Source organism: Porphyromonas sp. COT-052 OH4946 (assembly GCF_000765965.1).
Lineage (GTDB): Bacteria > Bacteroidota > Bacteroidia > Bacteroidales > Porphyromonadaceae > Porphyromonas > Porphyromonas gulae.
In genome coordinates, this window is sequence record NZ_JQZY01000033.1 from 1 (window position 1) to 20,460 (window position 20,460).

Consider the following 20,460-nt stretch of genomic DNA (forward strand, 5'->3'; position numbering starts at 1 on the left):
AGACTGAAAAAATTATCCTTGACGATAATTCGATTTATCAGGTAGTACACCTCGGTTTCTTTTTCCCTCTCGGTCTTTTCTTTCTCTTTGACAGAGTAGATTTCCTTAAGAAGTCGAGAGTAAGATTCATCATATCCCCTTCGTTTTCAGCCTGCTCTTTAAATATTAAAAGCAGATGCAAAAGAATGAACGAAGCCCTTCTCTCTCGCCTCTTTTTCTTGTACTACACTTTTGTTCTTCGTATGAACAATGTCAATGATCGCTGTCTTTTTATCCCATATCCCCCATCACGGCACGGAGCCGATCAAGCGGCGGACAGTGGGTGCAAAAGTAAAACCTTTTTCCGAATCAGCAAAANTCGCTGTCTTTTTATCCCATATCCCCCATCACGGCACGGAGCCGATCAAGCGGCGGACAGTGGGTGCAAAAGTAAAACCTTTTTCCGAATCAGCAAAATCAATCGGCGTTTTTTCGCCTGACTTTGAATAAAGGAGGCGTTTTGCCATCCTTCCCGTTAAAGAGCCCCCCGACCCGCTTGTCGGAAAAACCCCTTCATCCTCGGCAAATCGGTCATGGATCGCTTTTGCGGTCACAAAAGTACTCCTTTTTTCTTTACAACCAAATCTTTCAAAGAGTTTTTTCCTCAAAAATATCCACAAAACATGCGGAAAAGGAAAGACATCGCCCATGAGAAAAACCGAAAATACAGGCATATATATAAATGGTTCGCGCGCGTAAGAGAAACAAAAAAGAGCGCAAAAGAAACAGAATGAGAAGAGAAAAAAATTTTTCTACAAATAAAAAAATAGGACCGATAGAGATGATGCTGAGGTACGGAGTGATGTGCGGCGAAATTTTCTCGTCTGCAAAATTCGTGTCAGGCGACTCGAAAAAACATGGCCTGAGAACTTTTTCGTTTTGGCGCGGGAAAAGAAAAAAAGTGGAACCAAAACGAAAACTTTCCCACTCCAGAAATTCAAAATTTACGAACCGCAACAAACTGGATTGTGGTTCGTCTTTTACAAATGAGTGATTCGATCGAAATAGCAAAGACGGCAGTGCCTGAATGGTGTGGCATGAGATTAGGGGCATAAGAGCGGTGTGAAGCGGATTTTTTGTGCATTAACACTTGTTTTTAACAGCAGAATTATTTCGCTGTGTAGGAAAAAGGATGTAATATTGTGAGCCCACAAAAGGAGGGGGATTCGTAAGACCGTAACATCCGCCTCTTCTTCTATGTAGAAAAGGGTTCAAGCCTGATTTCTTAAAGCATTACATAATGATAACTCCTCAACTAATCGAACCGCGTACTATTGCGGTGATCGGTGCGTCGCAAGATGTGACAAAACCCGGTGGAAAAGTATTACAAAACATTCTGAACGGCTCATTTCAGGGTCGTGTATTGGGTGTAAACCCGAAAGTATCTAACGTACAGGGAGTGGAATGTGTGCCCGACGTGAAAGATCTGCCCCAAGTAGATTTGGCTATTTTGGCTATCCCTGCACGTTTCTGCCCACCTACGATCGAGGTGCTGGTGAAAGAAAAAGGAACCAAAGGAATCATCGTATTCTCTGCAGGATTCTCCGAAATGGGTGCGGAAGGCAAGGCTCTCGAGCGACAAATGGCCGAACTGGCCAATGAAGCCGGAGCTACCCTGATCGGCCCCAACTGCGTTGGCGTAATGAATCCGCTGCACCAATCGGTATTTACCACTCCGGTGCCGGTACTTACTCCTAAGGGATGCGACTTTATCTCCGGTTCGGGGGCAACTGCCGTATTTATCATGGAATCGGCTTTGAGTAAGGGGCTTTCTTTCTCATCGGTATATTCGGTCGGCAACGCTGCTCAAACGGGTGTGGAAGATGTACTCGAACATCTGGACGAGACATTCGATGCTGCCACTTCATCTCATACGCTGCTCCTATATATAGAGACCATCTCCAAGCCGAAACGCTTCCTGAAACATGCCAGATCGTTGGTGCAGAAAGGCTGTCGCATTGCTGCCATCAAATCAGGAACGTCTTCGGACGGGGGACGTGCCGCCGCTTCACACACAGGTGCCATGCTCAACTCCGACGTGGCTGTGGATGCCCTCTTCCGCAAAGCCGGTGTAGTACGCTGCTACAGCCGTGAAGAGCTGGCTACGGTGGGTGCCGTACTCCAACATCCGGTACTCACGGGCAAGAATATGGCAGTGATCACACATGCAGGCGGTCCGGCCGTTATGCTGACGGATGCTCTCTCCAATGGAGGTATGTCCGTCCCCCCCATTCCCGAAGAGAAAACTCGCACATTGCTATCGGAGCTGTTCGACGGTTCTTCCGTGGCCAACCCGATCGACATTCTCGCTACGGGAACGGCAGAGCAGTTGTCGAAAGTGATCGATACTTGCGAGAAGGATCTGGACACGATAGACGGTATGGTCGTGATCTTCGGTAGTCCCGGACTATTCGATGTGAGCGATGCTTACGATGTAATACGCGAAGAGCAGAAAAAATGCAAGAAGCCGATCTATGCCGTATTGCCTTCCGTGATCAACGCGAAGGAAGGAATGGAGCGTTTCATTGCTCAGGGAGGCATCCTCTTTGAAGAGGAAGTGGCTTTGGCACGTGCCATCTGCAAAGTCTACCAAACACCCACGCCCGAAATGACTGAAGAGAGCGAACTTCCCAAAGCAGCGGAAATCCGCCATCTGCTCGCCGGCAAAAGCGGTATGCTCGGAACCGGCGATATGCTCCGGCTGTTGGATTTGACCGGTATCACTCGCCCCCAAGAGCGTCTGGTGACAACAGAGGCAGAAGCTCTGGACGCAGCACGTAGCATCGGTTTCCCACTGGCTATGAAGGTAATGGGACTGGCACACAAATCCGATGCCGGAGGTGTAATCCTGAACGTTTCGACCGAAGAAGGCGTAAAAGAGAGCTTCGGCAAGCTGATGCAAATCAAGGGTGCCGAGGGGGTACAGGTGTCACAGATGGAGAGCGGCGTGGAAGTCTTCATCGGAGTGAAGAAAGAGGGCGAATTCGGCCATCTGATTACCTGCGGTCTCGGTGGTATATTCGTGGAAGTGATGAAAGATATTCGTTGTGCTTTGGCTCCTCTCAGCAAAAACGAAGCTCTGGAAATGATCCGTTCGCTCAAGTCCTATCCGATCATTCGCGGTATTCGTGGTAAACAGGGTATCAACGACGAAGTAATCGCCGATACGCTCTGCAAAATCTCCCGTTTGCTGGCTGCAGTACCCGAGATTGAGGAGATGGACATCAATCCACTGATGGGACGTGGAGAAAGACTCTCGGCCGTAGACGTGGTAGTTCGTCTGAGCGATGCGAAGTAAGAGATAAAAGAATTTCAAGAACACAGTAAAAAATACCAAGAGATGAATTTTCCAATCGATGAAAAACTGATTCGTGAAAAGCAAGACGAACTGCACATCAAAGACCTCGGCATGGCTTCGATCCGAGACCTGGTCGCTTTGGTGACCAATCTGGAAAAGGCTACCGGCGCCAAATTCTGCCGAATGGAAATGGGTGTACCCGGACTGCCTGCACCTCAGATAGGCATAGAAACGGAGATACAAAAGCTACGCGAAGGTGTGGCATCCATTTATCCCAACCTGGATGGTCTGCCCGAGCTCAAGCAGGAGGCATCGCGCTTTGCAAAACTCTTTGTCAATATCGACATACCGGCACGTGCCTGCGTGCCTACGGTAGGCTCGATGCAGGGTTGCTTCGTATCTTTCCTTGTGGCCAATCGCACGTACAAAAACCGCGAATACGGTACGCTCTTTATCGACCCCGGGTTCAATCTGAACAAGCTGCAGTGTCGCATCCTCGGTCAGAAGTTCGAGAGCTTCGACCTCTTCGAATATCGTGGAGAAAAGTTGCGTGAGAAGCTCGAAAGCTACCTGCAGACGGGACAGTTCTGCTCCATCATCTACTCCAACCCGAACAATCCCACTTGGCAGTGCATGACGGACGAAGAGCTGCGCATCATCGGTGAGCTGGCGACCAAATACGATGTCATCGTCATAGAAGACTTGGCATACTTCGGCATGGACTTCCGTAAGGACTATTCCCGTCCGGGCGAGCCGCTCTATCAGCCTTCGGTAGCCAACTACACGGACAATTATATACTGGCTCTCTCCAGTTCCAAAGCATTCAGCTATGCCGGTCAGCGCATCGGAGTACTCATGATATCGGGCAAGCTCTACGAGCGTGAATATCCGGATTTGGAAGAATCGTTCGGCCGTCTGCGGTTCGGCGAGGCATTGTCGTCATCGGCTCTGTATGCTCTGTCTTCGGGAGCCACTCACTCTGCTCAATGGGGTATGGCAGCCATGCTCAAAGCCTGCAACGATGGAGAATATAACTTCCGCGACTCTGTAATCGAATATGGCCGGAAGGCTCAGATCATGAAGAAAATGTTCCTTGACAACGGCTTCAATATCGTCTATGACAAGGACGGCGATGAACCGCTGGCAGATGGGTTCTACTTCACGGTCGGTTATAAGGGTATGGATAGCAGCAAGCTGATCGAGAAGTTTGTACGCTATGGCATGTGTGCCATCACGCTAAAAACGACAGGCAGCAAGCGCAACGAAGCTATGCGTATCTGTACGTCGCTCCTACCCGAAAGCCAATTCCCTGACCTGGAGAAGCGACTCCAAATGCTCAATGCTGAAGGATAAAGGCATTTAGGACACTATTACCTTCCGTCCTTTCATAAAATTGCCCGACTCTCCCTTTTCGGAGAGTCGGGCAAATTGTATGTTTTGAGAGAGACTGTGCGGTGAGCTTCTCCGCTGACAGAGAAACAGGGATACTGTCCTCAAAAAGTGTACAAGCTCCGATATATTTGGAGGAAAAGTGCTCATTGCGGTTTTTCATAACTTTGCGTTATCTCTGAAAGGAATACACAGAATGATTTTGTACAATATAACATGGGTAACGGAGGCTGCCGTAGAGGAGTCATTGATCGACTATCTTCGCTCGACTTTCATCCCATCGGTCATCGCCGACGGATCTATGCACTCCCCTGCCCTACACCGCATTGAAAAGGAAGCACAGGAAGAAGAAGGCGTATCACTAGCACTCCATTTCCTCGCCGACCAACCGACTGATATAGACGTATATTGGTGTGGTACGGGAGCGAAACATATAGCTACCCTCATCCAAAAGTTCGGCAACAGGGTCATGGGCTTTGCCACCACGATGAGGAGAATAGAATTGTAGGTAAAAGATGAGTCCGAAGGAACGCATTATCATGGGAGTAGACCCCGGCACAATACTGATGGGCTACGGGATGCTTCACGTCGTGGGAAATACTCCCCGACTCATGGCTATGGGGGTAATACGTCTGGAGAAATTCGACAATCACTATATCCGCCTGAAACGCATATTCGACAGGATTACAGGCCTGATCGATGAGTTCCTGCCGGATGAAATGGCTATCGAAGCACCTTTCTTCGGGAAGAATGTACAGAGTATGCTCAAGTTAGGGCGGGCTCAGGGTGTCGCTATGGCAGCAGCCTTGGCTCGCGACATTCCCATTACGGAATATGCTCCTATGCGCATCAAGCAAGCAATTACGGGTAATGGCAATGCGAGCAAAGAGCAGGTAGCCGGCATGCTCCAACGCTATTTACGAATACCTGACGAACAGATGTTACCGGAAATGGATGCCACGGACGGACTGGCAGCTGCCGTCTGCCACTTCTTTCAGACGTCGGGGCCTATGACTCGTTCGGGCGGATCGGCAGTCAAGAATTGGAAAGACTTCGTCAATCAGAATCCGGATAAGGTACGCCGGTAATCGGAGTGTGTCTTTCTTCTCAACACACTCTTTCAACAGCAAAAGAATTTGAATTTCCGGTAGAGGAAACGCCTACCGGCGAAATTTGGGCAGAAGGGACTGGGCGACTCGGCGTGTGCTACTGTCCGTCTCGATGAAAGTGGGCAAAGATACTTCTCGATACAATTCGTGCTTTTCCATCACTTCATACAACAGACGACTCATATCCGTAAAAGAAATCTCATCGCGCAGGAAAGCAGCCACGGCAATCTCATTGGCAGCATTGAGCGCACAAGGAGCATTCCCACCCAAACGAATCGCGTCGAAAGCGTAAGAGAGGTTGGGGAATCGTTCGAGATCAGGGCGTTCGAAGGTCAGGGGTACAGCTGTGAAATCCACCCGTGGATAATCGTTCGGGATGCGGTGCGTAATGCCAAGGGCATAACTGATAGGCAAGCGCATATCGGGAATACCGAGTTGAGCCTTGACCGAGCCATCGCGAAACTGCACCATGGAGTGTATTATGCTTTGTGGATGTACGAGTATTTCGATCTCATCGGGCTGCATCTCGAAGAGCCATTTGGCTTCGATCATCTCAAATCCCTTGTTCATGAGCGAAGCAGAGTCGATGGTCACCTTTGCCCCCATGTTCCAATTAGGATGGCGGAGAGCCTGTTCACGGGTGACATGCTGCAATTCCTCCGCCGTCAGGTGCAAAAAAGGACCTCCCGAAGCTGTCAGAAGGATCTTCTCCGGCCGCTGTCTCTCGCCTAAAAGTGTTTGGAAAATAGCCGAATGCTCCGAATCCACGGGAAGGATAGGCACCTGATTCTCCTGGGCCAGTCGCATGATGAGTTCGCCTGCCACAACGAGAGTTTCTTTGTTTGCAAGTGCTATCATCTTCCGGGCTTCGATGGCCTTGATCGTAGGCAACAGCCCCGAATAACCCACCATACCCGTCACAACCATATCGATGTCCGGAGCTGTCACAGCATCGGCAATAGCTTCCGCTCCACACCATACTTTGATAGGCAAGTCGGCTAAAGCCTCTTGTACGAGATGGTATTTTTGGTCATTGGCTATTACGACTATTTCCGGCCGGAATTCGCGTGCCTGTCGGATCAGAAGGTCTACATTATTGTTTGCCGTGAGGAGATAGACATCGAAGAGATCCGGATTCAGACGGATAATATCGAGCGTCTGCGTACCGATGGATCCGGTCGAACCAAGAATGGCTATATTTTTTTTCATAAATCCAGTAGCCCGTCGGGAATAATCATCGTTAGTTTCCGATTTGGCACATCCATCTCTTCTACCAAATCCTCAGCTACGGGTAAAAGGATTTCTTTGCCTTCGGGTGTCGTTATAGACAAAAGGACATTGAATGTACTCTCGTCCACATCATCGATCATCCCCACCGAACGACCTTCTCGGTCGAATACCGTAAAGCCGATAAAATGCTCCCAGGTAAATTCGATAGAATCGGTGTCAAAATATCGCCGTTCCATAAAGAGAGACACACCGGTATATCGCTCTATCTCCTCCTTGCTTTCAATACCGGCAAAGCGGAGCAAAGTAATATCATCGGTTTTCTCACGGTAGCCGATAAGACGGAACGGAACCGGCAGTGCATCCAGCTCGAAAAAGAGAAACAACCGCTCTTCTTCCTCAAAGAGCGTACTCAAATCGGCTGTCAGACGAGCATTGCACTCTCCCTGAACACCATGCGACTTACCCAACACACCAATATGCTCCAATGAATCCAAATCGATCATACAGCATCAAAGGCGAGAGATACGTGCGCCGATAGCATTGAGGCGAGTATCTATGGATTGGTAACCCCTATCGATCTGTTCTACGTTGTGGATGATACTTGTTCCTTCTGCACTCATGGCTGCAATAAGGAGGGCTATACCGGCACGAATATCGGGCGAGACCATAGTTGCAGCTCGCAAGGGAACACGTTTGTCCAAACCGATGATCGTAGCACGATGAGGGTCGCAAAGGATAATCTGTGCTCCCATATCGATTAGCTTATCAACAAAGAAGAGACGGCTTTCAAACATCTTCTGGTGAATCAGCACACTGCCTTTCGCCTGAGTTGCCACCACGAGAAAGACACTGAGCAAGTCCGGAGTAAGACCCGGCCAAGGAGCATCTGCAATGGTCATGATGGATCCGTCCATAAACGTCTCTATCTCATAATGTTCCTGCCGAGGAATAAACAGATCATCGCCTCGTTGCTCCACTGCAATTCCCAAGCGGCGGAATGATGCAGGAATGATACCCAGATCAGGCACGCTGACATCCTTGATCAAAAGCTCGGAAGCCGTCATGGCAGCCATTCCGATGAAGCTACCCACTTCGATCATATCGGGCAGCATCTTATGCTCACAGCCATGCAAGCTCTGTACTCCTTCGATACGAAGCAGATTGGAGCCGACACCCTCGATATGCGCCCCCATACTAAGCAGCATCTTGCAAAGTTGCTGCAGATACGGCTCACAGGCAGCATTATAAATAGTGGTAATACCATCAGCAAGGACAGCAGCCATTAGGATATTGGCAGTACCCGTCACAGAAGCTTCGTCCAGCAGCATATATGTACCGGCAAGCCGGCTTGCAGTCAATTCATAGGCCTGCATATCGGAATGGTAGTCACATGTGGCACCTAACGCCTGAATACCTACAAGATGAGTATCTAACCTGCGGCGGCCGATCTTATCGCCTCCCGGTTTTGGAAAAATAGCGTAACCGAAGCGACCAATCAGTGGCCCCACGAGCAGCACCGAACCGCGGAGAGCACGGCTTTTCTCAAGAAACTGCTCGCTTTTGATATAGTCGAGATTCACATTATCGGCCTGGAAAATACAGGTATCACGGGTGGGTCTTTTTACCTTGACCCCCATGTTTCGAAGCAGGTCGATCAGGTTGTTCACATCCAATATATCGGGGATGTTACGCACCACAATCTCCTGATCGGTCAATAGCGTAGCTGAGATGATCTGCAAAGCTTCGTTTTTTGCACCCTGGACAAGAATCTCACCCTTGAGACTGTTGCCCCCTTCTATTACGTAAGAAGCCATAGCGATAATGCGTTTTTAAGTTGTCCGTATAATTTATTTCCGCCGGAATACCTTGTTCCGTTTGGCGTTGTTATTGTCCTTCCGATCCGAAGCATTCGGTATTGTCAGACGACAATTCTCCTCCGTCAGCTCTATGCGTCCTTCGGAAAGTTCGTACAAATCCTTGAATATCTTGTAGTCATCCACCGTATCTTTGTTCCACGTCAGATACGAACGCTTCATCTGGTTGGCGATGAGCAACTCCAGTGCATGACGCTCTTCTCCCTGCTCCATGGCACAAGCCTTGAGGATCATTTCCTGTATGAGATGGCCGTAGTGCCGATATACGATGTCGTTGGCTGAGTAGCTTACGGCTTTGGGCCTCCGTTCGAGCATTTCCGGACTGATGATTTCCATCGGATAATCGATATCCAACTTGAATCCGGACATGATGGCTAGATGATCCCAAAGAATATGTTTGGTCTCACCGTTTTCCCGCCGTTCAGGAAACATGTTTCCCATAATTGTAATGATCGTCTGTGCACAGCGATTCCGTTCGTCACGATCGTCGATCGTCATGCAATAGTTTACCATGTTTTGGATATTCCGTCCATATTCCGGAATAGCCAATGGTTCCATTTTACTATTATAATTCATCCTCTGATGTTTGTAATTCCTAACACTCTTTCAGCCGCTTTGCCATAGCCGCCGATTCTATTTCATAGCCAGGCTTGTTCAGTAGAGCAAACATATTGTTCTTATAACCTTCGACCCCCGGCTGATCGAAAGGATTCACCCCCAGCATATAGCCACTGACGCCTACAGCTTTTTCGAAGAAATAGAACAACTGCCCTATGTAATAAGCATCTAATCGCGGCAAAACGATGCGTATATTAGGGACTCCCCCGTCCACATGAGCCAGTCGGGTACCCAATTCAGCCATCTTATTTACTTCGTCTATACGCTTTCCGGCCAAAAAGTTAAGTCCGTCCAAATCCGCCGAGTCGGAAGGGATCATCAAGCATGTATCTTGATTTTCCACGGAAATCACTGTCTCGAATATCGTACGTTCGCCCTCCTGCATCCATTGTCCCATGGAATGGAGGTCGGTAGTCAGATCCACAGTTGCCGTGAAGATCCCCCTACCCTCTTTGCCCTCGCTCTCACCGAAAAGCTGCTTCCACCACTCTCCGATATAGTGCATTTTGGGATGGAAATTGGCCAATATCTCTATCTTCTTTCCTTCGGCATACAAAGCATTGCGAGCTGCTGCGTATTGTAAAGCCGGATTATCCGAAAAAGGAATGTCTGAAGCCGTCATGGCTTCCATATCGGCTGCACCTTGTACCAATCGACGGATATCGAAGCCGGCTACAGCCACGGGGAGCAATCCCACAGGAGTAAGAACGGAGAAACGTCCTCCCACATTGTCGGGTATAGCGAAAGAGCGATAGCCCTCTTCATCAGCCATACGCCTCAGTGCTCCTTTGGTCGAATCGGTAACGGCCACGATCCTCTCCCGAGCATCTTGGGATCCAACCTGGAACTCCAGCAAACCTTTCAACAGACGAAAAGCAATAGCCGGTTCGGTAGTCGTTCCACTTTTGGAAATATAAATGATACCGAATCTCTTATCACGTAGGAAATGCAGCAACCCAGAAAGATAATCTTCACCGATATTATTACCGGCATAGAGCACCACAGGGTTCTCCCTGTCCGAGCGATATGCTTCAAAACTGTTTTGCAATGCTTCGATCACAGCCCTTGCTCCGAGGTAACTGCCCCCGATACCCACGTTTACTACATAGTCGCAACGTTCTCTGAGGATAGCAGCTGCAGTCTCTACCGCATTCAACTCCTCTTCCGTGATGGAAGATGGTAAATGAACCCAACCGAGGAAATCATTTCCGCGGCCGGTACCCTTATCCAACATGGCATTGAACATCTCAGCTTCTTCTGCATAAGGCGTAACAGAAAAACCTGTTTTAGACAGATCGAATCGGATTCTTTCCATTAGCATATTCGGTATTTAATGTGCAACGAAATTATTTGAAATGTGCCGTCAGAGCAGTAATGGCCTCGGCAGCATCTCGCTTCTCGTACAATACCTCGTACACCGTATCCATGATCGGCATATTGACCTGATAGCGTTTGTTTACCTCCCTTACACACTTGGCCCCATAGTAGCCCTCTGCTATCATCTCCATCTCCATCTGAGCGGATTTGACACTGTATCCCTTTCCTATCATGTTGCCGAAAGTACGATTGCGACTGTAGTTCGAATAAGCTGTCACAAGGAGGTCGCCCAAATATACCGAATCCGTGATCTCTCTTTCCAAGAGGTGGACGGTATTGACGAAACTATTCATTTCAGCAATGGCATTCGACATCAGGACAGACTGAAAGTTGTCGCCATACTGCAGACCGTTGCATATTCCGGCGGCAATGGCATAGACATTCTTCAGTACCGAGGCATATTCGATGCCTACTACATCCTGACTGGTCGTACAGCTCACATAATCGTTGCGTAGTACGTTTGCCATGGCTTTTGCCTTATTTATGTCGAAGCAGCCTACCGTCAGATATGATCTGCGCTCTCTGGCCACCTCCTCTGCATGGCAAGGGCCGGAGACTACACCTATCAGTTCGTTGGGGACATCGCAGAAATCGTGCAGATATTCCGATACCAAGACATTCTCATCCGGTACGATCCCCTTGATAGCATTGATAATCAGCTTGTCGCGCATGCTGGACGATCGAACGCGCTTCAGATAGGATTTGATGAAAGGCGAGGGAGTGACAAGAACCACCACATCGCTGGCTCTAAAAAAACTGTTAAGATCCGAATCGGTAAAAAATGAGATTTTCCGAGGATCGAATACGGCATCGCGCAGATAGTTCGGATTGCGCCCCGTACGCTTAATGCCCTGCGCCTGCTCCTCGCGGCGCATAAACCAATTGATGGATGGTTGAGAGGTCAATATGATTTTGGCCAGAGCCGTAGCCCAACTGCCACTACCCAATATTCCTATTCTCCCGATTCCCCCCATGATACTTTAATTATCCGGATAAAAAAGAATAGCCGCACGGAAGAGCAAGAGCCTTCCTATTCGCACCGCTATCCTTGTACAATCGTTACTCATACGGGGCTTCCTGCCAAGCCGAAACGGTTTCCAGATTCAAACCGGCAAGCCCCAACTTATATTTCTTATTGATGTCCATCAGCTGCTGCATCACCTTGCCCGGTTTATCCTCTCGCATCGACTGTACGGTAAGATAGCCGGCTTTATGCAATACAGGTACCCACTCTTCGGGAACGCCACAAAGGGCGAACTTCTCTTTCGTATCCCGTGGAGCCACCTTCTCAGGCTTCATCTGTGGGAAAAGGAGTACCTCCTGAATACTCTCCTGCCCTGTCAATAGCATGACCAAACGGTCCATACCGATACCCATACCGCTGGTCGGCGGCATACCGTATTCAAGGGCACGGATGAAATCGTTGTCGATATACATGGCCTCGTCATCGCCTTTCTCGGATAGTTTGAGTTGTTCTTCGAAACGTTCTCGCTGGTCAATCGGGTCGTTCAGCTCCGAGTAGGCGTTGGCCAACTCCTTGCCATTGACCATCAGCTCGAATCGCTCCGTCAGCTCCGGATTGGTGCGGTGTTCCTTTGTCAGAGGCGACATTTCCTTCGGATAGTCTGTGATGAAAGTAGGCTGGATATAGTTCTTCTCGCACTTCTCGCCGAAGATCTCATCGATGAGCTTGCCTTTGCCCATCGTCTCGTTGTGCTCTACGCCCAGCTTGTCGCATACCTGACGCAACTCGGCCTCGTTCATTCCGCTGATGTCGATACCCGTATGCTCATGGATGGCTTCGATCATGGTCACTCGCTTGTAGGGAGCCTTGAAGTCGATCAATTTCTCACCCACCTTCACCTGAGTAGTACCCAGCACATCCATACAGATGCGTTCGAGCATCTGCTCCGTAAAGTTCATCATCCAGTTGTAATCCTTATAGGCCACATAGATCTCCATGGCCGTGAATTCAGGATTATGCGTGCGGTCCATCCCCTCATTTCGGAAGTTGCGACTGAATTCATACACACCATCGAAACCGCCCACGATCAGACGCTTCAGATACAACTCGTTGGCGATTCTCAGATAGAGCGGAATGTCCAGAGCATTATGATGCGTGATAAAAGGACGTGCAGCTGCACCTCCCGGGATCGACTGGAGTACGGGTGTATCCACTTCGATGTATCCGCGCTCGTTGAAGAAGCTGCGCATCGAATTGAATACCATCGTACGCTTGAGGAAAATGTCTTTGACATGACTATTGACGACCAAATCTACGTATCGCTGACGATAGCGTTGCTCCGGATCCGTGAAGCCATCGAAGACCTCCCCATCTTTTTCTTTTACCACAGGAAGAGGGCGGATAGCTTTCGACAAGAAAGTCATCTCCTGCACATGCACCGATATTTCTCCCATCTGAGTGCGGAATACATACCCTTTCACTCCGATGAAATCACCTATATCCGTACACTTCTTGACCACCGTATTGTAGAACTCCTTGTCCTCACCCGGACAAATATCGTCCCGAGTAATATAGATCTGGATACGTCCCTCCGCATCTTGCAGCTCCATGAATGTAGCTTTCCCCATGATACGGCGGCTCATAATACGTCCGGCAATGCTTACCTGACGTTTGGCGGCATTCTCATCGTCATTGAAATTCCTTTTGATCTCGGCAGAATAGGCATTGACGGTATATTCCGCTGCAGGATATGGATCGATCCCAAAATTACGCAGTTGCTCTAAGCTGTTACGGCGTACGACTTCTTGTTCCGAAAGTTCGAGTATGTTCATGCAAAACTTCTAATTTATATTCCCCCTGCAGCAACTCGCCTGCTCTGCATACCGAAACGATCGGAGCCATTCGTCCGAGGGGGAAAAACCTTGGTTCACAAAGGTAACTTATTTCTATCAGATACGTTCCAGAACCAAATCGATAAGGCCCTCTATACTTCCCTGATAGGAGGTATTCATCTTTTCGGATTTCCTACCTGCGATGATACAACAGACGGTGACGGCCTCGTGCCCCATCAGGGCAGCCAGACCGGCCAAAGAGGAGCTTTCCATTTCATAGTTCGTAATACGGCTGCCATTGAAGTCGAAAGCCTGTATCTTCCTATTCAGATCCTCGTCTTTGAGAGGTAAGCGCAGGCGACGCCCCTGCGGTCCGTAGAAGCCATTGGCTGCAATAGTCACGCCTCGCAGGATGTCCTCTCCACATATTCGATCCGTCAGCATCTTGTCAGCCGGTATCACGTAGGGTTTCAGCCCTTCGATTTTCCACTCCAGTTGGTCCTGAAGTGCTGCTTCGAAAGCTGCATCCCGTATCTTCTCCGTATCGCTATAGAAATACATGACTCCATCGAAGCCGATGCTTCGCTCCGCAGCCACATAAGATCCTATGGGCGTATTGTCCTGCAATCCGCCCGAAGTCCCCACCCTTACGAGTGTGAGTTTGCGCAGCCGATCCTTCACCTGACGGGTATCGAAGTCTATATTGGCCAGAGCATCCAGCTCATTCAAGACTATATCTATATTATCAGAGCCGATGCCGTGGCTCTGCACCGTGATACGCTTGTCGCCATACCACCCCGTGACGGTGTGGAACTCCCTACTGGACACATTGCATTCGATACGATCGAAACGAGAGGCGACCGTATCCACACGAGCAGGATCACCTACCAATATGACCTTATCGGCCAATTGTTCGGGGCGAATATGCAGATGAAAGACCGAACCGTCCGCATTGATGATCAGCTCGGAGGGGGGAATCGTTCTTTTAGTTTCCATAAGTTCGTTAATGTTTTAAGAGGTGAGACACGTAAGATCACTCTCGAAAAGACCGGCGTGGTTGGCCTAAAAGCTATGTCCGGCTTGCAACTCTATGTTTCTGACTTCCTTTTCCATTCGGCCGATTTCCTCTTCCAGCGGAGGAATGGCATTTTCGAGACGAAGAATCTCCTGCTTCATGCCGTTTCGCTCCGAAGCCGATGCTCTTCCATACAGGAGTCGCAACTCTTCCAGACGGGTGGCCGCCTGTTCCAATTTTCTTTTCCGAGCCATCGCATCCTGATAGAGCGACTTGGCTTCGCTGCTTCGGAAGTCGCTCCAACGTGTATAGATACGCATCCCCTGCATAGGGAGATAAATCTGTCGTTCGGAAGCCTTCTTCTCTGCATCGGTGCGGCTGTCCCGAGCCGATGCGATCAGACGACTGTAGTCTCGCTCAGGGTCTTGCGTTGCTTTTATGCTCTTGAGGGAGGCGTACGCCCTTTTGACGGCCATATCGTCGGTAGCCACAGGACGTCCCTCTTCATTGACAACGAAGGTATAGACAGTGACAACATCCGCGGGACAAAAACGGTCACTGGCAAAGAAGCCGATCCCACGCAATTCATCGTACACCAGCAGATAATCGTTGTAAGGGGAATTGAAAGGCATACCGAGCAAAGTAGGCTCCAGAAAAACGCCATCTTCCAAATCGCGACGGGTCATATACAGATCATATCCGCCTATTCCATCGGGTCGATCACTGGCAAAAAGAAGGGTAAAACCATCCGCCCGTAACGAAGGGAAGTTTTCATTGAATCGGGAATTGAGTTTTTCGAGGGGTATCGCATTGCCCCATTTGCCACCGATCCGGTGGGCTTCATGCAGACTGTAAACTCCATCCTCTCCTTTCTCCGTCATGATGGCATGGTCGCCACGTCCATTGACAAAGGAAGTCGCCTCCCCTCGGTTTCCTTTCATCCATTCGAGCCGACCGTTATCGGCTATGAGATTGTAGGCCGACAGAAGATCGGCTTTATTCGTCCGTACGCTGTCTATCACCTCCACCCATTCGGCTCTGTCCAGCAAGCGCACAGCTCGTCGCATACGGTCTATTCGGGCATCTACGGAGACTGTTTCCTGTTTTTTCTTCACAAGAGCAGCCTTCTGTTTTTCCAGTGCAGCAAGAGCTTCGGAGAAGAAATACTCCTTGGCATAAGCATCCGCCAACATCTCATAGGCATCGCTCCGCCGGCTTACGGCCACACGAAGGGGAGCAATAGCTTCCTCGTAGCGTTCTGCCTTGTACAGGAGGAGTCCCAGCATATAGTTATTATCGGCATGCTTGGGATTTTTGGCCACCAACTGTTGGGCTATGGGCAAAGCCTTGTCATAACGTCCGCTATCGATCAGGAGACGAAGTTCCGAAACGCTTTGGGCGGAGAGCTGCTTGCCTCCGATAATGGAAATCAAAGCAAAGAGAGAGAGAATTATGGAACGACACATCATTTATTGTACTTAAAGAATCTTTGCTATCGTTTCATTTGCAATGCAAAAGGATATCCTTCATGAGACAAAAGATTGCCGAGCACGCATGCCGACCACTATCGACGTTGCAACACGATACTATACAAAGATAGTGTTTATTGCCCACATGCAGAATCCGATCGTTCCCAGGCCCAGGGTTATCGCATTTGGATTTATCGAATATCCTTGAAAGAATATTCAAACACCTGAAAATCAATGATGTTTTTCTTTGTTCATGTAGCTTGCATTTTGTATATTTATATCTGATTTCAAGCGACTTAACTAACATTTTGGCTGCAATGATTTATGGAAAATATCTTTCAATTCCTTTCAACTGTTCCGGATCGAGACCTTTGCACGGCAATTAGTCTGTATTTTGTTTATTAATTCATTGTGTAATAGGAAGTTATTTATTATATTTGAGTATTAAAAACAGTATAATATCCTTCCCATGGCATACCAATCCAAGAACACCGATGAGCATGTAACATTTGCAGACGCACTCCTTTCAAAGCGTTATCGCAAAGCACAAAACGACTTCCTCAATCAGATTGACAGGCTTATTGATTGGCGTCCGATTCGGACGCTGATCAACAAGAAATACACGAAGCGACAAAATGCCATCGATGCTCCTGCCTATGATGTGATTCTCTTATTCAAGATGTTGCTCCTGGAGATATGGTATAACCTCAGTGATTGTGCTCTGCAGGAGCGTATCAATGATTCAATCACTTTTTCCCGATTCTTGGGGTTGAAAATGGAAGAGGTTTCTCCCGACCACAGCACCATCAGTCGATTTCGTTCGGCACTGACCGAGCCGGGCCTGATGGACAAACTATTGGTGCAGTTTAATAAGCAACTTTCCCTCCATCACATTTCGGTAAGGGAAGGGGTACTTGCCGATGCAAGCCTTGTGGAGACGCCATATAAACCCCAGCGCAAAATCTCACCCTGCTGGGATTTTTTGCTACTTTTGTAGAGCGATAAGGTGCTCTCGGCAGTTTAGATGGCAGTATATCAGGGAGAGCTTGTCTATCGAACAGAACAGCTTTACGAACGTTTACTAACTACTTAATAGCAACAGATATGATGCACGCTGACTTCTCTCTTTCTATACCGTCATTAGGCGGATTACGTCCGGCTTATACAAGTATATACTACCCCGACATGAGGACAGAGGAGATTTTATTCCATGAGGAATAAGCAAGAATAGGCATTCGATAGCTTCTATAACATATAAGGCACCCACCCGATTTATGAGAGAATCAGGTGGGTGCCTCTGTTTTATCAGCTTACGATATGGCGTTTTGGGGGCTGCGATTTATATACAAATCATTTTCGATTTCTATATATATTGAAAACGATTTATATATAAATGAGAAACGATTTATATATAACTGGAAAATGGTTTATATATAGATCGTTATTCGATATAACGAGAAAGGTATTTCGATCTGAAAAAGGTGTATTTCCATCTCTTTTGCATCATAATCAGACTTCTTAGAGCCGGCTTATTTGGAATGATTCTAAACTCGTCTTCGCTGTTGAAATCTTTTTTGACACCTATTTTTCGGTCACAATACCGATTATCTTAGTTGCTTTTATCCCTGAAATTCTACACTCTTCTGCCTACATCGGAGCAGAGGTGGAGGCATTTTTCACTTCTGTTTTTCCTGTTCTATTTGGGTTTCGCTCGAATATCTTCGTGCTTTTCCATTGCCGAGGCTATAGCGGATATTCAGCGAGACGATGAAGGAATTCATCCGCCCATCGCCGTAGGTAACCGATCGGTAGCCCTCTATGTCTATTTCCCTGAATGTCCTCTTCGATATCAGATTCGTCGGCAATCCGAACATGAGTGTGGCGGAGCACTTATTGTCGAAAAACATCCTGTTCACCCCACAACCAAGCAGCTCTTCCTGGAAGTATTCTCTCCCCTGCAACAGTGGGAGCCAATCATAACGGAGGTAGTAGTTCGACACGAGATTTATCTTGGCTTTCGGCAGGGCGTAGACGAGCTGGGTATCGAAAGTATAGGTATAGCCGTATCGCTTGTCGTCGGGTGTCTTGTAACGGGTGTACCATTGGTAATTGGCAAGAGCCGTCAGGTTCAGGCCCTCGGCCAAAGTATAATCGCCCTCGATGCTGAAATAAGCATGCCGGTATTTGCTGTTGGTCAGCGTCTCGACGAAGAGACCATCGGGCATACGCTCATAGAAGAGGGTTATATCGTCGTCCGATATTTTGTGCATATAAGTCAGTTTGAACAGCCTGCCGAGCTGTAGCCGGGCTTCGGCATAGTGCATAATCCTGGCCTTCAAATCGGGATTGCCTTGGTGGATCATGTATGGGTCCACCTGCCACTGAGCGGTGGAGAGTTGGTCCAAAGTGGGGTAATCGACCGAGTTGAAATAGTTCAGCCTCAGACCGATGAAGTCGATCGGTTGCCAATAGAGCTTCAGATAAGGGATAAAGGATGAGACAGTACGGTTTTCTCCCCTTTCACTGTTTCTGATAGTCAGCAAGCTGCTGCCTGCCGATAGTTCGAATCTCCTGCCGGAGCTGTACTCGAAACCGGCATTGAACCTGTTGCGCAAGTCTTCGGATTGGAAAGAGAAATCGTGTGCAGTCTTTTCCCGATTGACATAGCGACGCCAAGTAAATGTATTGTCCAAGAGGAGTTTCCATTTGGAAGAGACCCCGTATGCCATATTTATACTCTGTGCGAAATAATCCTTACGACCTCGGTAGGCTTTTTCGGACAAATAATCCTCTCCCAATCGGTAAATCCGTTCTTCATCGACATGATAATGGTTGTACAGCAAATCGGCCGTCAGATTCATTTTTGCGGATATTGTCCCCTCGTAGGAAGCCCTGACGGCACTGCTCTGTGCTTCGTAGCTATTTCCCGACAGTCGAAACTTCTGTGATGGAGTTCCAGGGATGCCCGTGAATAGGAGATGATCGTCTTGCTCTTTGTACTTATCCAAATCCACTCTTGTTTGGAGCGATACGATATGAAGAGGAGCAAGCCGATAATCAACACCCATATTGATCATTCCGCTGTGCCGCCGACTGCGCATATTGGGATCATAGAGGTCGATATCCGCTGTCTGCTCTGCGTAGAGATCTCCGTATCGCTTTTCAAATGCGGATACATCGTATAGATGTCTGTGACCATATTCCGCTGAGCCGTACACGTTCCACCGATTCATAGACCAAGTGACATTGACGGCAACGTTCTCCCGATTGGTATACTTATGCCTAAGCGAGGACATAGCCGTAAGGCGTGGTGCTATGTCCCAGCCGACATAGTCCTCGAACAACTCCAGATTGACAATAACGGGATAATCGGCATATTTCCCTGTCGGATAACGGATAATCTCTACCTTCTTGATCCGTTTGGGATTGATGCTCATGGCATATTGAGGCTCCACTTCCTGACCGTTAACGACGACCGGTACGTTGCCTTCATGACCGATTTTGACCGCTTCGGTAATCCAATCGGTACGTATGCCGGGGATTTTATCCAAGAGTCGGGCACTGCTTATCGCACCTTTTCTCAGTGAGTCGGTTATCATGATGGTCTCTTTCGTGGCTCCCGTACGCCTCAAAGCGACAGTGACGGAAACGGTCTCCAAGTTCATGACAGCCTCGTTCATCAGGACTTCGCCCATATCTCCCGTAAGGCCATCAGGATTCTCCAGCACACGATCTTCGTAGCCCACGTAGCTGATATGCAGCCTGATCACATGCTTAGCTTTAATGACGAATCGCCCGTCCTCATCGCTTATAACCCCATCGATCATCGCAGAGTCTTTATTATAAGCTCTTACGCTTGCGCTTTGGATCGAAATACGGGTCTTGGCATCCAAAATCACGCCTCTTACCTGCGAATACAGAGATAGAGGGAGCAATGTCAGCAAAAGAGAGAATAGGATTGCTCTCGTCGGCATTATTCGCTTAGAATACATTTTGTTCGGCAGGTGAATTAGTTTTACAGAAAATACGACTACCATAAAATGCGGCAAGAGGAAATTACGGCATTTTCTTACTCCAAAAATACAGACTTCAAGCTAGAATAAGCCCAATAGCAGCAATAAGAGTGAAGTTTTTGAAGAGTTATTTCCTTCTGTCATTGTCCTCATAGAAATAGCTGTCGTATCATTAGCGCAACTTTTTTTCTTGCCGGAAGCAAAAGAAAAACCGCCCACCGAACAGAAAAGGC

At 48.3% G+C, this 20,460-nt stretch carries 16 protein-coding genes and 1 pseudogene; 6 read left to right on the forward strand and 11 right to left on the reverse strand.

Annotated elements, in window-relative coordinates; genetic code table 11:
• Positions 1 to 386 precede the first annotated feature (386 nt).
• Complete coding sequence (locus HQ50_RS11755; protein WP_039430241.1) at positions 387 to 713, reverse strand: hypothetical protein; 327 nt, start codon at positions 711 to 713, stop codon at positions 387 to 389.
• A gap of 130 nt (positions 714 to 843) precedes the next feature.
• Between HQ50_RS11755 and HQ50_RS12735 the strand changes: the two genes are divergently transcribed.
• The 5 genes from HQ50_RS12735 to ruvC all read left to right on the forward strand — a co-directional run bounded on the left by HQ50_RS12735 (position 844) and on the right by ruvC (position 5,814).
• Positions 844 to 1,029 carry a DUF1661 domain-containing protein gene (locus HQ50_RS12735; protein WP_200880434.1) on the forward strand — a complete coding sequence of 62 codons (186 nt, stop codon included), beginning with the start codon at positions 844 to 846 and terminating at the stop codon, positions 1,027 to 1,029.
• 250 nt (positions 1,030 to 1,279) lie between these two features.
• Positions 1,280 to 3,337 (forward strand): acetate--CoA ligase family protein, encoded by a 2,058-nt coding sequence (locus HQ50_RS10010; protein WP_039423857.1) that lies wholly within the window; start codon positions 1,280 to 1,282, stop codon positions 3,335 to 3,337.
• A 42-nt stretch (positions 3,338 to 3,379) separates the two neighbouring features.
• On the forward strand, positions 3,380 to 4,690 hold the full coding sequence (locus HQ50_RS10015; RefSeq protein ID WP_039419670.1) for a pyridoxal phosphate-dependent aminotransferase: 1,311 nt from the start codon (positions 3,380 to 3,382) through the stop codon (positions 4,688 to 4,690).
• 232 nt (positions 4,691 to 4,922) lie between these two features.
• Complete coding sequence (locus HQ50_RS10020; RefSeq protein ID WP_018965447.1) at positions 4,923 to 5,234, forward strand: DUF4286 family protein; 312 nt, start codon at positions 4,923 to 4,925, stop codon at positions 5,232 to 5,234.
• 7 nt (positions 5,235 to 5,241) lie between these two features.
• Positions 5,242 to 5,814 (forward strand): crossover junction endodeoxyribonuclease RuvC, encoded by a 573-nt coding sequence (gene ruvC, locus HQ50_RS10025; RefSeq protein ID WP_039423861.1) that lies wholly within the window; start codon positions 5,242 to 5,244, stop codon positions 5,812 to 5,814.
• Positions 5,815 to 5,886: 72 nt separating this feature from the next.
• Here the strand turns inward: ruvC and HQ50_RS10030 are convergent, their stop codons facing one another.
• The 9 genes from HQ50_RS10030 to HQ50_RS10070 all read right to left on the reverse strand — a co-directional run bounded on the left by HQ50_RS10030 (position 5,887) and on the right by HQ50_RS10070 (position 16,214).
• Positions 5,887 to 7,044: a 1-deoxy-D-xylulose-5-phosphate reductoisomerase gene (locus HQ50_RS10030; protein ID WP_039430244.1), complete on the reverse strand. Its 1,158-nt coding sequence runs from the start codon at positions 7,042 to 7,044 to the stop codon at positions 5,887 to 5,889.
• A complete protein-coding gene (rimM, locus tag HQ50_RS10035) occupies positions 7,041 to 7,568 on the reverse strand; it encodes a ribosome maturation factor RimM (protein ID WP_018965444.1) in 528 nt (175 codons plus the stop codon). Before rimM ends, HQ50_RS10030 begins: the two co-directional genes overlap by 4 nt.
• A gap of 6 nt (positions 7,569 to 7,574) precedes the next feature.
• On the reverse strand, positions 7,575 to 8,879 hold the full coding sequence (gene murA / locus HQ50_RS10040) for a UDP-N-acetylglucosamine 1-carboxyvinyltransferase (RefSeq protein ID WP_039419667.1): 1,305 nt from the start codon (positions 8,877 to 8,879) through the stop codon (positions 7,575 to 7,577).
• A 33-nt stretch (positions 8,880 to 8,912) separates the two neighbouring features.
• Complete coding sequence (locus HQ50_RS10045; protein WP_026292270.1) at positions 8,913 to 9,515, reverse strand: DUF4290 domain-containing protein; 603 nt, start codon at positions 9,513 to 9,515, stop codon at positions 8,913 to 8,915.
• A gap of 19 nt (positions 9,516 to 9,534) precedes the next feature.
• Positions 9,535 to 10,872: a glucose-6-phosphate isomerase gene (locus HQ50_RS10050; protein WP_039430246.1), complete on the reverse strand. Its 1,338-nt coding sequence runs from the start codon at positions 10,870 to 10,872 to the stop codon at positions 9,535 to 9,537.
• Positions 10,873 to 10,903: 31 nt separating this feature from the next.
• Positions 10,904 to 11,908, reverse strand: a complete 1,005-nt coding sequence (locus HQ50_RS10055) for an NAD(P)H-dependent glycerol-3-phosphate dehydrogenase (protein ID WP_018965440.1) — start codon at positions 11,906 to 11,908, stop codon at positions 10,904 to 10,906.
• A gap of 85 nt (positions 11,909 to 11,993) precedes the next feature.
• On the reverse strand, positions 11,994 to 13,730 hold the full coding sequence (gene lysS, locus HQ50_RS10060; protein ID WP_039430249.1) for a lysine--tRNA ligase: 1,737 nt from the start codon (positions 13,728 to 13,730) through the stop codon (positions 11,994 to 11,996).
• A 117-nt stretch (positions 13,731 to 13,847) separates the two neighbouring features.
• A complete protein-coding gene (locus tag HQ50_RS10065) occupies positions 13,848 to 14,726 on the reverse strand; it encodes a nucleoside phosphorylase (protein WP_018965438.1) in 879 nt (292 codons plus the stop codon).
• A gap of 66 nt (positions 14,727 to 14,792) precedes the next feature.
• The gene (locus HQ50_RS10070) at positions 14,793 to 16,214 is read right to left on the reverse strand and encodes a tetratricopeptide repeat protein (protein WP_039430251.1); all 1,422 of its coding nucleotides are present in this window, start codon (positions 16,212 to 16,214) and stop codon (positions 14,793 to 14,795) included.
• Between the two features lie 469 nt (positions 16,215 to 16,683).
• On the opposite strand from HQ50_RS10070, the pseudogene HQ50_RS10075 reads away from it, so the two are divergent.
• A pseudogene (locus HQ50_RS10075) lies at positions 16,684 to 17,181 on the forward strand (transposase); the annotation flags it as partial.
• Positions 17,182 to 17,890: 709 nt separating this feature from the next.
• On the opposite strand, the gene HQ50_RS10080 reads toward HQ50_RS10075, so the two are convergent.
• Positions 17,891 to 20,188 carry an outer membrane beta-barrel protein gene (locus HQ50_RS10080; RefSeq protein WP_039430255.1) on the reverse strand — a complete coding sequence of 766 codons (2,298 nt, stop codon included), beginning with the start codon at positions 20,186 to 20,188 and terminating at the stop codon, positions 17,891 to 17,893.
• Positions 20,189 to 20,460 lie beyond the last annotated feature (272 nt).